The organism is Paenibacillus terrigena DSM 21567 (genome assembly GCF_000374845.1).
GTDB lineage: Bacteria > Bacillota > Bacilli > Paenibacillales > Paenibacillaceae > Paenibacillus_K > Paenibacillus_K terrigena.
Genome location: NZ_KB895423.1, coordinates 13053 through 27652, shown reverse-complemented (window position 1 = coordinate 27652; position 14600 = coordinate 13053). Strand labels below are relative to the sequence as shown.

Here is a 14600-nt window from a genome sequence, read left to right as displayed (position 1 = left end):
ATTTCAGTAAAGTGAACTATTTAAACCTTAGTGAAAAATCGGAATGTTTTTCGTAATTAATAGGTTAAAAACGAAAAAGCGCAGCCATAAGCTGCGCCATAGGCTGTTGCTAAAGTCGACAGCCTTCTTTAAATCTATTTAGGTTAATAAGTCACCGCGTTAATATAATTTAAGGCTCGTCCTTACTTCCAGCCCCATTTTTGAAAGATTTGGTGAGATTCTTCCGTTCTTAAATAATCAATAAATTGCTGTGCCTCTTTTTTCTGATCGGTGATTTTCGTCAGGGAGATCGGTGTTCCACGATAGAGCTTTTCTACTTCGGGCAGTTCGACCAGGTCGGTCACATCTTGGAGCCGGTAATGCCACGATTCATAAGTAATCCAGGCGTCCAAGCTGGAATTCGATTTCCATTGTTCTATGGCTTCGCTACTTGATTTTACAGAAAGGTTAATATTTTGGGAAATGCCTCCGATCAGTCCTTTTCTGCCTGCCAGGTCTTCCCACAGGCCAAGCTGGCCAGCCCCATTCACATCGAGTATTTTTACTCCATTCTTCGTTAAATCCTCCAGGCTTTCAATCTTCTTTGGATTTCCTTTCCTCACCAAGATTCCTGCAGCACGTGTGTAAAGCTCCGTTCGTGATTTCGTGTCGATCATTTCAGGGTGGTTAAAGATGAAGTCCTGCAGCATATACTCAGAGCCACCGAAAATAATATCTGCATCTTTCTTTGCCTGGCCGATCCATTTGCCCTCTGGTCCGGCTGTTACTTCCACCTTGATCCCTGTTTTAGCTGAAAAATGTTCAGCAGCTTCCTTGATCGGTTCAAGTGGCCCGCCAGGTCCGTACACCCGGATGACATGATCACTTTTGCTAGAAATTGGTGTCGTCTGGGACGCCGGCTTATTGTCCACTTTTGCATAGGCTGACACTCCGGCAGTAGTAATGATAGAGAGCAGTAGAGCTGATAGGAACACGACCTTCTTCATAATTCTTCCTCCATTTGATACATGATTTTTACCGCTACTATAAAAGGAAACGAAAGAAGACTGTAAACGGTTTGATTATCATTACAAAATAGTTAGAAAGATTCATAAACTATTCCTTAAAACATAAAAGCCGCCAATTTGGCGACTTCAAAAATCGGATATGTTCTTGGCCTTTCAAAGTTCTCAACACCTCATTACTTCATTTCAATCACTTCTGTATCTTTATGCTTCTTCCGTGGCTCTTTTCCCATTCTTGCCATGCGACTACGCCCAATTCAGGCTGAGGTTCATCAGGCAACATGGATATAAACTCTAATGAATGTCCGTCTGGATCAGAAAAATATATGGAAACGGCGGGCATCCAACCGAATACAAACGGATTTTCAGTACCATCGTCCAAAAAGTTGCGGACTTTAAGTCCTCTGTCTTTAAGCCAAGGAACAATGCACTTCATATTCTCAATAGATGTTTCAAATGCATAGTGCTGGCGAATGATCTCGGAAGGTTCTTTCTCCCAGAGCATTAAGGTCACGTCGTTAATTTAGCATATACAACAAAGAACACCATCACTTCTCCAATGATTATGTAATTGGGAAGAAGGAATATCAAATCCACTGTAAAAAAGACTCCTAGTAGCCCTAATAAGAACGCTAAGTGTGATATCCCTAATCTTTGATGGATATGTCGAAATTTATGAAAAACCAACGAGGTTGAAAAAAAGTAGAGCAATACAGATCCAAAAATAAAAAATAACATAAATGAATAATTCAATTGGTTCAGAAATAACAATTGAATCGAAGCCGCGATCATACACATCGATAAAAAAATGAATAAATGACCATAAATAATAGTTTGCCCTGCAGTCTCAATTGTTTTGTTGACTTTCTTCTCGACGTTGTCAAAATATTGCCACCACATCGCAATAATTAATATAAAAGTTAATGACGCAAATAAAATAGATTGCCACATCCAATGGCTAGACTGCAATACGGCTAGTATACTGATTACTGATTCGCCAAGAAGAATGAGTGTAAACAATGAGAAGCGTTCTAATAGATGGTGAGTATTTATTGGGCTTTTCACCAAGTATTGCCGACCAATTATTGGGAGAAATATGTCTACAGCAATTCCCGCGTACAACACTGCATAACGAATCCACGAGTCAAAGAATAGTGATAAAGAAGATATCACCAAACCAATCCAAAAGCGACTCCCTAAATAACGGGCAGTGCTCTTTCTATGTGCTTCTTCTTTTTTATGTACCGCAAGATATTGAATGGCCGTCATAGCTCTTAGACCCACATAGCCTATTAAGAATGAAACATAGTATTGATCAAAATCAACCGATAGGCTCGCCGTCATTATTAATACAAAAAATAATTGTAGAATCAGAAATATTCGGTGCGATAAGATATCTTGTCCATACCGATTTACAAACAGCGATTGCCCTACCCAAGCCCACCAGATCGGAACAAATATTAGGACGAATTTCATTAAGAACTCTATTGGAATTGAGCCATTTTCGACATGTAACAAGACATGACTTGCTTTAGAAACTGCCGCTACAAAAAGTAGATCATAAAATAGTTCTAGCCAGGTAACCTTCTTACCAGCAGATGCTACATTTTGTTGAAATCCCGATACATGTTTATTCATTATTTGCTCCTTTGCTATTGATATTTTTGGAAAATGGGAAGTGATTTCTCCCGACTCCACTGACTGAGATATACTAATCTACCGTTAGCGGAACAAAGGGCTGCCAAGGAGCAGCCCTTATTTATTGAACTATCGTTATCCCGTTAGCTTAAAATTACCTTTTAAAAGATTAACTCGCAATCTTTATTTTCCCATACATCAAACAAGTTTCCATCTAAGTCCTCAAAGACAAAAAACTTACCGTAAATACCTTCATCGCTGATATCTCTAACAGCAACACCTTCGGAAGCTAATTTCTTATGTAATAATTCAATGTCATCCGTAAAGAATGTTATAACCCATCTCGTTCGCCCATTTACTTCAAATACCGCTCTTGAGTCATTATCGGATTCAATTAAAACCATTATCGGACGGTTTTCCCTGAATAAACTTAAATTATTACCTCTATCATTTCTAATATTAAAACCAAAATGTCTTACAAACCATTCCCCTGATTTTTTGACATCCTTAACAGGAATTATGTTATATGCAATCCCCATAATTCTTCCTTTCTCCATAATAATCCCCCTAAAAATAGTCTTGATTGAATTGAATTCGCCAATTCCCTATTTTTTCCTTCTTTAGAGGATAATTTCGTTTCATGTGTCCTGTCATTATTTATCCGAAATGGCCTGCGTCAGCGCCTGAACCAAGGTGAGAATTGATGACTTGTTCTTATTGTCCGTCACACTACCATTCGGCCCGAACATCTTACTGACGAAAGGAACGGCTAGCGTTGCTTCGTCCGGGATAGAGGCGCTCATCATCTTTAGAGTCATAATCAGCGATTGTTGTGCCGTTGCACCGCCATCCGGATGAGGAGACGCGCTTATGATCGCCGTCGGCATGTCTATGAATTCTCCCGAAGATACGACCCAGTCCAGCGCATTCTTGAGCGAACCTGGGACACCTCGAGCATATTCCGGTGTACAGATCACAACTGCATCTGCTGCTCGCAATTCCTCCCGCCATTCGCGCACAGCTTCATGCGATTCGGCTTCGTCACCATCTAAGTCTGGACTGAAATGCGGTAAAGCCGCAAGCCCATGATACGTACGAAACTCTATACCGGCTGGCATCATTCCCCCGATGGACGAGAGCAACAAAGTATTGGAGGACTGCTTGCGCAGACTTCCGGATATACCAAGTACGATATGACCTTGATGTTCCATTTGGTTCACCATCCTTTTCATTCAATATCTACATTGTACACCCTGACATTAATGTCATAGTCAATGCAGATTCGACGCGCTCAATCGCTCCATCTTGTAATTTTCCCACTGTCATATTCGTCTCATGGAATCCTTAACCGTTAGGTTCACGCTTTGTTAATTGAGGCAGCCCGCTCCAAGAAACTTGCCGGATTTCCGAAGCGGTTCGTCCTTTGTATTGCTTGATCAATCGGGCAAAATGATTCGAAGTTTTAAAACCGCAACGCTCGGCAATCTCGGAGACGGTTAATCCAGTATTCGTGAGCAGCTCCACTGCCCGGTTCGCTCGATAGGCCCATACGAATTGCATCGGAGTCGTATGTTCATGCTGTTTAAACAACCGAATCAAATGCTCCGACGAAACACCTGCTTGACTGGCCAAATCATGTAGCGTAATTTCGTCTGAATAATGCTCATTGATCCATGTCAGCGCGGTATAAAGGGCTGGATGTTTCTCCCGCTGCAGAAGGAGTCGTCTCGTTTCAGTCGGATAAAGGTATATCGCTGCGAGTCCTAGACTGAGGATCGTTGTATCATTAGGAGGCACATGCCGCAGCATACTGAGCATAAGATCGGTCAGCTTGTTCATCTCTTCCGTGAGCGGAAGCAGTTCCGGGAGCTGATACAGCTTATTCCTCATCTCTTCCGATAGCGATGAGACATGCACAGAGATCCAACGGTGCCAGGTTTCTTCGGTTTTCGAGAACGCAAACAATTCCTCGTGACCCGGCTTCAGGAGCACGACATGACCAGGTTGTACATGTAGGGGGCGCCCGTCAATGGTAACAGTCATCTCTCCTGTGTATAACAGAACGAGCTGAAGATCCTGCTGAATTCGGGGCCCATAGCGACCGCCGGGCGGATATACAATGGATCCTGCATACGCATTTCGTAAAGATTCGAACGGAAGTGACAAAGATTCCGGCATCATACTTACAAACCTCCATTCATCTCCACTATTGTCTCATTAGATAAACATATCAATTTCAGATACAATATTGCAAATTTGAGGCATTGTTGCACGTACGAATACAAGGTAAGCTGAATAGCAAAACAACGCTCACGAAGAAAAGGAGAATTCGAAATGAGTATAATAAAGCCTCCGCTATTACAGCCGTTCAATGAGGAACAAATCGATTTTTTCAGAGAAAATGGATATATATTACTCAAGCGAGGATGTTCCAGTGATTTAGCAGATGCCTTTAATGGACACATCTATGATATCCGTAACCAGTCACCAATGCCGGAATGGGCGGCATGCGAAGAAAGCAAGAAATATGCTGTGCGGCTGTTCAATCCCCACAAGCATGATAGTTTCTCTCGTCAATTGATGAAGCTTCCAGTAATCCGCGGCGGTCTGGCTCAATTGATGGGCAAAGAGGCCGTATGTGTTCAAAGCATGTATTTCTATAAAGAGCCAGGAGCTCCCGGACAGGCATCGCATCAGGATTATTACTACATTAAGAACGATCCGATGACGATGATTGCCGCATGGACCGCGATGGAGGATTTGGTTGATGAAGAGAACGGATGTTTATGGGTCATTCCGGGCACCCACAAGCTTGGCTTACTGCCGCACGGCGCCGTCAAAAACTTGGAGGAGCATGAATCGTGGACGGAGGAGACTGAGGGTATAGATACGAGCCAACAAATTCCAGTGATCATGGAGAAAGGTGATATTCTCTTTTTCAGTGAATTGCTGATACACTCTTCGAACAAGAACAGGAGCAAAGAACGCTGGCGCCGATCTTATGTATGTCATTATATCCGTGAGGATTCCAATGTTCTCCATCGGGAAGACCTTCGGCAGAAATACCCGCTTTATTAATAAGTTTTCTTGATCCTCATATGTAAACTTTTGAGAAAACACGTGTTCTTCCGGCTCCCTATAGACACCTCTTGCATACATGCCCATTCTGGGAGCCGTAAAACACAAATATAGCGTACTACGGATAGACAATAGGATTAAGCGGGCTTGCGGCGACGTCCCCCGGTTTAAGTCCTGGAAACCACCTTGCTAAGTCACTTCTTCGTGAATTGCTATCCGGTTCAGCAATAGGCGTTCCATCCGCAATATAGATGATCGTCATCACTTCGCGCATGCGATCCGTTGGGTTACCGGGAGCGCTGTGGAGGGTCCAACCAGCGTGAAAAGTAGCGTCTCCAGCTGCCATAGCGCCGTATCTTACTTGTTCTAACCCTTTACCCTCAATGTAGTCCTTCAAGGTGCGATGTGACTCATCAGAAATCCCCTGCTTCGTGATATAGCCATTGAGATGGGAAGCGGAAGCAAAGGTCATAGATCCGACTTCCTCCGAAACGGGGACAAGAGGCATCCATAAGGTTATTGTTTTGTCGGTATCCAATGGCCAATAAACTTGATCCTGATGCCATGGCGTATGTCCGCCCCCAGGCTCTTTGAATAATGCTTGATCATGATAAATTCTTACTGACGGTACTCCCATCAGATCAGCGGCTACTTTTGCAAAACGACGCGCCATAACAAATTTTTTAACGGAATCGCTCATTGTCCATAGGTTTTCGATCTGTATAAAGGCTTTGCCATACGTGTCCCTTTCATGCACCGGTTTTGTATGGTAGTTATGTTCTTGTACCATCTCACTGATGATCTCGCGATAGATGGAAACTTCATCGTGTTTCGCCAGTCCTCTTACAATTGTATGCCCATCGCGCTGATAATGAAGGATTTGCTCTTCTGGTAGATGATATGCCTCGTCCAAATTAGGCAGGTTGTTTGTTATGCTCATTCCGCTCTCTCCTTTATCAATTCATCATGCTTTACATAGCTAATTGTATGAGATTTTGACAGTTTGGTCTTTGTATGCCATAATCGCGTTACTTGTATAAAACGACTAAATTTATAGTGCGTGTTCAAAAAGTTGGCATTTCAGCACCGAGAAGGTTGCGAGAACCTGAAGAAGGAGGAACGGAGTTTAGGCGAAACCTAAATGAGTACCGGACTTCGAAGGTGAACGCAAGATTCGATGTCGATTATGCTTCTTGAATGACTTCGTGATCAAATGATGACTTTTTGAACAACCTCTTAAAGGTGAATATTATGAATCTGTTTTCATTTTCTTATACCCATCCCATTGTCCCTTACATAAGAGAGAGCGATTTCGCGGTACGTAACGCCTATTATTCTCCTTTCCGGAAACTTCTCGATTATTTGTTTATCTATATACAAAAAGGAGAACTAACGATCGTCGCCGATGGAACAACATATCAGCTTCAAGAAGGACAATTCTGTCTGCTACAACCCGGCACCGTGCATGATTTGAAAGCCATTTCTGATAATGAAACACCATTTGCTCATATGGACTTATTCTTCCATGCTGACAGAGACAAAAGCTTTCCAACAAAACCTGGACAGATCGATGTACATGCCTTTCAGCATCTCATGCAGCCTAGACTTAATGACTTCGAAGGTTTATCCATCCCTGTTCTGCTAGAGCCCCGCAAGCCGTATCTTTATCGCAATTTGTTCATGGAAATGATAGGAAGCTGGCTTGAACCGAATCCTTTATCCAAGCTAAAGACACAAGCAATTGCCACCCAGCTGCTCCATCTCATCATTCAAGACCACTCTAATCCTGCCAACCTTGGTTCGAGCCATCCTCATGATCTGGATTGGATTCCGTCTTATTTTTCGGTTCATCTTGCCGAAACCCTGTGTATACAAGACTTGGCTAAGCGCACAAACCTTTCCCCATCTCGATTTAGAACCGTTTTTCGTGAGCGTTACGGCGTTCCCCCGCATCAGTTTTTAATTCATCTCAGACTGGATCACGCGAAGGAGCTATTATCCTCTACTACTTATTCGATCGCCAAAATAGCTGAATACTGCGGTTTCTCGGATGTCAGTCATTTTACAAATAGGTTCCGATCCCGAGAAGGCATGACGCCAGGAGCCTTTAGAGGGAAATAAACAAGTATCCAACATGTAAATGGCGAGAAAAGTTAAGCACTTGCTTACGCTGCTTAGTGCAGCCGTGCCTAACTCTTCTCGCCTATTCTCCTTATAATCGAAATCGATACCCTGCGCCCCATAACGTCTCGATGTATTGGGATTTGGATGCATCTATCTCAATCTTCTCTCTTAGTTTCCGGATATGGACAGTTACTGTCTGTGAATCACCTAGCGCATCCATTCCCCATAATTTCTCGAACAATTGATCCTTGCTGAATACACGGTTGGGATTTACGGCTAGAAAATATAGTAAATCGAACTCCTTCGTCGTAAGGATCACCTCTTGATCATGAACGAAAACTCTTCGTGACCCATAATCAATCAAAAGGCCGTGAATCCTGATCTCTTCTTTTTTTTCCTTGCTGCCAATCAGTCGCTCGTACCTAGCTAAATGAGCTTTCACACGTGCAACCAATTCACCGGGTTTAAATGGCTTGGTAATATAGTCATCTGCTCCAAGACCTAAACCCCGAATCACGTCGATATCTTCTTTCTTCGCAGTAACCATGAGAATAGGTACATTATGCTTCTCGCGTATTTGTCTACAGACATCAAAACCATTGATTCGTGGAAGCATCAAATCCAAAATAATTAAATCGTACTCCCCGCTCATCCCTAGCTTTAACCCCGACTCGCCATCCGTCGCGATATCTACGGTAAAACCATTCGCCTCTAAATAATCTCTTTCCAGCTCCGCAATGATTTTCTCGTCTTCTACAATTAGAATTTGTTTCATTGTTGGTCACCAACTTTATGATTTCGGCGTGGTAAGGTCAATGTAATACACGTACTCTCACCAACCGTACTATTTGCTTGAATCGTGCCATCATGACCATCCATAATTTGTTTGGTAATCGCGAGGCCAAGCCCGCTTCCCCCCGAGTTACTATTCCGAGACAGATCCGCACGGTAAAACCGTTCGAATACATGCGGCAGTGCGTCCGGTTCTATTCCCTGCCCATTATCCGTCATCTGAATAACAACGTCGTCTTTTGTCAGATAAGCCTGTAAATGAATCGTCTTCTCCGGTTTGTCCATATATTTTAATCCATTATCAATAATATTCGCGAATACCCGCTTCAATTTGTCTCGATCGATCAACACATACGTCTCCGGTGCTAATGTAATATTCGATGAATAATGGACACCTTGTTTGCCGAGATCAAATTCGAGTTCTTCCGATAAATCTAATAAAAATGCGTGAAAATCAACGATTTCAAATTGAAATGGTAATCGGTTCAAATCCAGTTTGGAATATAAGAATAGCTCATCGATCAAGTGGTCCATCTCTTCTGCTTTGGAAGATATGATATCGATATATTTCTGTCTTTTCATCGGTGTATCTGCAATTCCGTCTCCCAGACCATCAATATACCCTCTGATTGCAGTTAAAGGGGTTCGAAGATCATGGGAAATGTTCGAGATGAGCTCTTTCCGATTCTCTTCATATTGGATTTGCGTATGAATTGAAAGCTGCAGCTGATTTCGCATTTGTTCGAAAGCAACACTGAGCTCTCCGATCTCATCCCTGCTCGTCGGTTCAACTTGAAATTCCAAATCGCCTGCTTCAATACGTTTCATGGCATTCTTCAACTTCTTAAGAGGTCGTACGATACTTCTAGATACGAAATACGTCAGTAAGGTATTCGTCAGAATCAGAATAATGATACTGGTGATAAAGAGAATCGGGAAAAATTTCTGAGCGAAATTCACCAAAGGATTCAAGGTTGTCATTACAATGACACTGCCGGGTGTTTTGTCAGCGAATCTAAAATCAAAGTGGCCGAACGAAATTAACTGCTTCCCAACGTGTTCTGCCTCACCTCTCTCCAAATGTCCTGAATCTTCAAATGCTGGCAAATGATTCAGGATATCCGTCTGTTGTAATGAAGGTGATGAATAGATAATGCGTTGATCTTTACGTACAATCAAATTGGATTTATTCCGTAGCAGCTCTTGATCCAGATCAGACAAGTAACTCGAGTCGAACAGAATGGAAGGATTCTTCTCAACAGATCGTTTCATCTCCTTCAATATGCCTTCCACATGTTGATCTTCGAACATGCGATGGGCACCTGCTCCATATTGCTCACGGATGGTCTGAAGATCACCACGAAATACGACAGTCAAGAGTATAGCTGTGAAGAATGTGATAACCAATGGAATAATTAGCATGGCTGCATACGAGAGCAATAACTTAATACGAATCGACATCGGTAGATTCCCCGTTTACACTTCTTTTCGATCAAATATATAGTAACCTAGTGTAAAAAACAACACACAGCTGGATAACAAATAAAGTGAAGTAGACCATAACTTACTTACAGCGACGGTATGGCTGATCCATAGCATATGCCAGTCGGTATAGGAAGCAGGTGAGAATGTAGACATGGCACTCCATAGAAATGGTGAAATTTTAAGTGCCACATAGAGTACAATAGCTGACACCATAAACCCACTCGCACTTTTGAAAAATTGAGATACAAAAACAAAGACTGCAGATAGCGCGACCATCGCAACGAAAGCAGCAACATAGGCCTTAAATACGCCCATTCCCTCTGCGAAACTAAGGGCAGTACCTGCAAATACATTACAAATCAACGTAACCACGCCTAGTAATACAAGTAACGCACCAATCCCCACAGCGAGTGCTGCAACCTTCGCACAGAACACTTGAAATCTCGTATTAGGCCGTAAGAAAGCAAGCTTCAAGGTTCGTGTAGCCACTTCACTTGGGAATAGATCTGCCGTCATGGTTAAGATGAAGAGGGGAATCCATACCACCGTATAAATACTTAACATCTGAATCGGAAAGGATTGGCTAACCGCTACAAGTCCCAATATAGGCTGTAATGCGTGAAGCGACACGGCTAGCAGAATCGGAAGAATGACTGAGAATGCGAAGAATGCTATCATTTTCTTACGGTATAAGAGCAACCAGAGCTCATTGATAAATCCTGCTCTCCATTTATGCACTTTCCTTCCCCCCTTTCCTGCATTCTAATTCATGAATATAGAATTGTTCCAGCGATTGCCCACTCGCAAGCAAGTGAGATACATACCCTTCCTGAATCAATTGCCCCTCCACGATGATCCCCACTCGATTACATAGTTGCTCCAGTTCGTGGATCATATGACTAGAGATAAGGAATGTCGTTCCATGCTCTTCAGACAACCGTTTAATAAGCCGACGAAACATGACCGTGCCTTCAATGTCCAGACCATTCGTAGGTTCATCCAAAATAACAAACTTCGGATTCGGCAATATAGCCGCAGCAAGCGCTAATTTCTGCTTCATGCCGGTCGAATAATTTTTGGTTTTATCTTTGCGAACTTGGATCAAGCCTACAACCTCTAACACCTCCGTAATTCGTTGATCCGTAATATTAGGATAGAATCGACCAACCAACTTCAAATATTGCGATGCCGTTATAAAATCATGAAAATCTGCTGATTCAATCATACAGCCAACATGCTGCATACCCTCTTCAAATTGATCGATTAGGTCTCCATTAAAGAGTGTAATCTTCCCTTGATCCGCACGGATCAAACCTGTAATGAGCTTCAAGAATGTTGTCTTGCCTGCCCCATTCGGCCCAAGTAATCCATACACATCACCGGCATGTAGCTGCAGACTGATATCTCGAATCCCTCTACTGTTACGATACACTTTCGTAAGTTGATGCGTCTCTAATATCGGTTCCATTTGGATGATTCCTCCTTCATATGGTGATGCAGCAGATAGGCGCTGAGTAGAAGCCTACCTGCTGCTGATCCAATCTCGTTACTTCATTTATTCATTGTCATCGTGAAATTTACCATGATGACGGTTATCCATTTGTTGAACCTTTTTACCAGATAGATCAATCGTATCTGGTGTTGTTGTGTTATAACCCGAAAGGTTCGCCTGCAGGTGTACAGTCACTTTATGCGCTGTGCCGCTAGCATCTTTACCGGACACCGTGATGTCAGCTTCTTGATGCTCAATATAGTTAGCAGCGTTAATATTCGCTTTGAAGGAAACATTCTCAATCTTAATATCTTGCGTCAATTGAGGTGTTGAACCTTGAAGTACATCGCGATTAAATGGAAGTTGTTTCGCATCGTTGTTGTCTTTCTTCTCCCCATCTCGCTCATGATTGGATGCCTGTTTAATCACAATCGGTGCGATCGCGTTCACAACCGTTGGAAGCTGTGAATTATCAAGTTGAGCCGTAATCTCCTTGGAACCATCTGTCTTCGCATCTACAGCGACATAATCCTTCAAGTTCCCTACTAGCGCATCAATAACCGTCTCAACTTGTTGCGAAATTTGCGGATCTAGCGTTTCTTTTGCTTCGTTCTTGTTTTTTCCTTTGTCACGTTCTTGTTGGACATAATACGTGTCATTGCTACTCGTTTTAAGTACGGTCTGATCTTTCTGCTTAAAGAAGTTAACAGATTGTGTTGCACCATTCGCCTTTACATTTGCACTACCGCTCGCTGCTTGTTTGTCTAGGCTGATCTTGAAGTTACCTGCCGCGCTTGCAAGAACATTGCCATTATCCTGCAAAGAAGCGGATGCTTGCACTGCTACATTCTGAATCGTTCTTGTGTTCTTCAGTGCAGATTTATACGCGTCATACCCCGATGTACTCGCAAATGCACTTACTCCTGTTGTAATCATCATGACGCTACTAATACCTAGAGTGCCGCCTAGCATTAACCATTTCTTCTTCATGTTCTACCTCCTGCAAAATAAGATTTTTGACTTACAAGATCAATCATAGGCACTAAAACTGAAAATCTTGTGAACCAATTATTAAAATCTTATTAAATCAACAAAAAGCATCAAACGTGAATTTTCATTAGAAATAGACAACTGCCTAAGACAGTTGCCCTTACATTCTAATTTATGCAGTATCCTTCTCATTATATTTTAATCTTACTATATTAATGTTGATTTACTCTCACTTAACGTGTTTTAAAAACAGATATTTTTTATTGATTTGGGAATAATTAAAAAAAGTTGTGGGAAACCACTACAAAGGAAGGAAGTTATGTATGGAAGTGAACGAAAATAAATTAAAAATTATTCTTAGCAAGGTACCTGAAGTTACTATTTTCTTTTGGATTATTAAGATTTTATGCACAACGGTCGGTGAAACATTTGCTGACTTCATAAATTTCAGTCTCGGATTTGGTTTATCGCTCACGACAATCATCATGGGAGTAGCGTTTTTCATTGTATTGTTCTTTCAATTCAGAGCAACGAAATATGTTCCAAGCATTTATTGGCTAACGGTGGTGCTTATTAGCGTATTTGGGACGTTGGTAACGGATAATCTGACAGACAATATCGGGATACCTCTTGAGACGAGTACAATCGTTTTCTCCGTGCTGCTAGGATTAACTTTTCTTTTTTGGTATCTTAGTGAAAAAACACTCTCGATCCACTCGATTTATACAAGAAAAAGAGAAGTTTTCTATTGGCTTACCATTCTTTTCACATTTGCACTTGGAACAGCAGTCGGCGATTTATTCTCCGAACAACTCGGTCTTGGTTATCTTCTCACAGGAACTACAGTCATTATTATAATTGCTTGTGTATACTTGGCATGGAAATTCCTGAAACTTGATGGGATATTAGCGTTTTGGATTGCTTATATTCTTACTCGTCCACTCGGAGCATCATTAGGAGATTACCTATCTCAACCAACAAATAATGGTGGGTTAGGTTTGGGGACAACCGTTACGAGTGTCATTTTTCTTACAGCTATTTTAGCGATCATCGTTTTTCTTGCTGCTACAGAATTTGATACAAGGGCAAAAAATGAACCAGCAGAAACAAACCAAGCAACTGGAAGCAAGAAAAATGTTTTGGTGCAAACCATTGTGGTACTGTGTATTTTCTTAGTTGCTGGTATAGGCGGTTATGTTGGGTTAAGCAATAATATTGCATCGCAAACCGATTCTACACAAGCTACATTAGCAGGACAATTAACTGATTTCATTAAAATTGAAAGTGATATGCTAAACAATGTAAACGCAAATGACTTTGCTTCGGCCAAAAAAGGCGCTGACAATTTGGAACATCAATGGGATACAGCTGAGCCTAAGCTTCGGAAAATTGATAGCAACACATGGGTCCAAATTGATGGAACGATTGACGTGGTATTAGCAGCTGTTCGTTCAGGAAACCCTGATGCTAGCCAATGTAAATCTGCACTTAACGATTCACTTAGTACCTTTAACGGAGCAAATAAATCAGCAGCGCAAACCGATTCTTCACAAACTAATACATCGGTTGGAAAATCGCAACCCGATTCTTCACAAAATAAATTAGCTGGACAATTAACAGACTTCGTTAAAATCGAAAGTGATATGCTAAACGATGTAAACTCAAATGACTTTGCTTCGGCCAAAAAAGGCGCAGACAATTTGGAACATCAATGGGACACAGCAGAGCCTAAGCTTCGGAAAATAGATAGCAAAACATGGGTACAAATTGATGGAACGATTGATGTGGTATTAGCGACAGCTCGTTCAGGAAACCCTGATGCCAGCAAGTGCAAATCTGCACTTAACGATTCGCTTAGCACCTTAAACGAAGCAAATAAATAAGCGAGAACAACAGTCGGCTGATTTCAGCCGACTGTTTTCTTTTGATCCTGATAAGAATTCTGACTTGTCGAAACTGCCTTCTGGGTGTTTTAAGTAAAATTTCAAATAAATACC

15 protein-coding genes are annotated in these 14600 nt (G+C 41.9%); 3 read left to right on the top strand and 12 right to left on the bottom strand.

Annotated features, from left to right (window positions below; translation table 11 throughout):
- Positions 1-182: 182 nt before the first annotated feature.
- From C558_RS0124700 to C558_RS0124675, 6 genes are all read right to left on the bottom strand, one after another.
- The gene (locus tag C558_RS0124700) at positions 183-986 is read right to left on the bottom strand and encodes an extracellular solute-binding protein (protein ID WP_018758983.1); all 804 of its coding nucleotides are present in this window, start codon (positions 984-986) and stop codon (positions 183-185) included.
- A gap of 208 nt (positions 987-1194) precedes the next feature.
- Positions 1195-1518, bottom strand: a complete 324-nt coding sequence (locus tag C558_RS31805) for a VOC family protein (protein ID WP_245583870.1) — start codon at positions 1516-1518, stop codon at positions 1195-1197.
- The gene (locus C558_RS0124690) at positions 1515-2642 is read right to left on the bottom strand and encodes a low temperature requirement protein A (RefSeq protein ID WP_018758981.1); all 1128 of its coding nucleotides are present in this window, start codon (positions 2640-2642) and stop codon (positions 1515-1517) included. The genes C558_RS31805 and C558_RS0124690 overlap by 4 nt, the downstream gene beginning before the upstream one ends.
- A gap of 161 nt (positions 2643-2803) precedes the next feature.
- Complete coding sequence (locus tag C558_RS0124685) at positions 2804-3199, bottom strand: VOC family protein (protein ID WP_018758980.1); 396 nt, start codon at positions 3197-3199, stop codon at positions 2804-2806.
- Positions 3200-3295: 96 nt separating this feature from the next.
- Positions 3296-3853, bottom strand: a complete 558-nt coding sequence (locus tag C558_RS0124680; RefSeq protein ID WP_018758979.1) for an NADPH-dependent FMN reductase — start codon at positions 3851-3853, stop codon at positions 3296-3298.
- Between the two features lie 133 nt (positions 3854-3986).
- Positions 3987-4823 carry an AraC family transcriptional regulator gene (locus C558_RS0124675; RefSeq protein WP_018758978.1) on the bottom strand — a complete coding sequence of 279 codons (837 nt, stop codon included), beginning with the start codon at positions 4821-4823 and terminating at the stop codon, positions 3987-3989.
- Positions 4824-4976: 153 nt separating this feature from the next.
- On the opposite strand from C558_RS0124675, the gene C558_RS0124670 reads away from it, so the two are divergent.
- On the top strand, positions 4977-5720 hold the full coding sequence (locus tag C558_RS0124670; protein WP_018758977.1) for a phytanoyl-CoA dioxygenase family protein: 744 nt from the start codon (positions 4977-4979) through the stop codon (positions 5718-5720).
- 118 nt (positions 5721-5838) lie between these two features.
- Here the strand turns inward: C558_RS0124670 and C558_RS0124665 are convergent, their stop codons facing one another.
- The gene (locus C558_RS0124665; RefSeq protein WP_018758976.1) at positions 5839-6660 is read right to left on the bottom strand and encodes a phytanoyl-CoA dioxygenase family protein; all 822 of its coding nucleotides are present in this window, start codon (positions 6658-6660) and stop codon (positions 5839-5841) included.
- 311 nt (positions 6661-6971) lie between these two features.
- On the opposite strand from C558_RS0124665, the gene C558_RS0124660 reads away from it, so the two are divergent.
- Positions 6972-7841 carry an AraC family transcriptional regulator gene (locus C558_RS0124660; RefSeq protein WP_018758975.1) on the top strand — a complete coding sequence of 290 codons (870 nt, stop codon included), beginning with the start codon at positions 6972-6974 and terminating at the stop codon, positions 7839-7841.
- A 91-nt stretch (positions 7842-7932) separates the two neighbouring features.
- Here C558_RS0124660 and C558_RS0124655 read toward each other — a convergent pair whose 3' ends face one another.
- The 5 genes from C558_RS0124655 to C558_RS0124635 all read right to left on the bottom strand — a co-directional run bounded on the left by C558_RS0124655 (position 7933) and on the right by C558_RS0124635 (position 12603).
- Complete coding sequence (locus C558_RS0124655; RefSeq protein WP_018758974.1) at positions 7933-8619, bottom strand: response regulator transcription factor; 687 nt, start codon at positions 8617-8619, stop codon at positions 7933-7935.
- Complete coding sequence (locus C558_RS0124650) at positions 8616-10097, bottom strand: sensor histidine kinase (protein WP_018758973.1); 1482 nt, start codon at positions 10095-10097, stop codon at positions 8616-8618. The genes C558_RS0124655 and C558_RS0124650 overlap by 4 nt, the downstream gene beginning before the upstream one ends.
- Positions 10098-10112: 15 nt before the next feature.
- The gene (locus C558_RS0124645; protein ID WP_018758972.1) at positions 10113-10859 is read right to left on the bottom strand and encodes an ABC transporter permease subunit; all 747 of its coding nucleotides are present in this window, start codon (positions 10857-10859) and stop codon (positions 10113-10115) included.
- On the bottom strand, positions 10852-11589 hold the full coding sequence (locus C558_RS0124640; RefSeq protein WP_018758971.1) for an ABC transporter ATP-binding protein: 738 nt from the start codon (positions 11587-11589) through the stop codon (positions 10852-10854). The genes C558_RS0124645 and C558_RS0124640 overlap by 8 nt, the downstream gene beginning before the upstream one ends.
- An 87-nt stretch (positions 11590-11676) precedes the next feature.
- Positions 11677-12603, bottom strand: a complete 927-nt coding sequence (locus tag C558_RS0124635) for a hypothetical protein (protein WP_018758970.1) — start codon at positions 12601-12603, stop codon at positions 11677-11679.
- A gap of 323 nt (positions 12604-12926) precedes the next feature.
- Between C558_RS0124635 and C558_RS0124630 the strand changes: the two genes are divergently transcribed.
- A complete protein-coding gene (locus C558_RS0124630) occupies positions 12927-14486 on the top strand; it encodes a COG4705 family protein (RefSeq protein WP_018758969.1) in 1560 nt (519 codons plus the stop codon).
- The last annotated feature ends 114 nt before the right edge of the window (positions 14487-14600 follow it).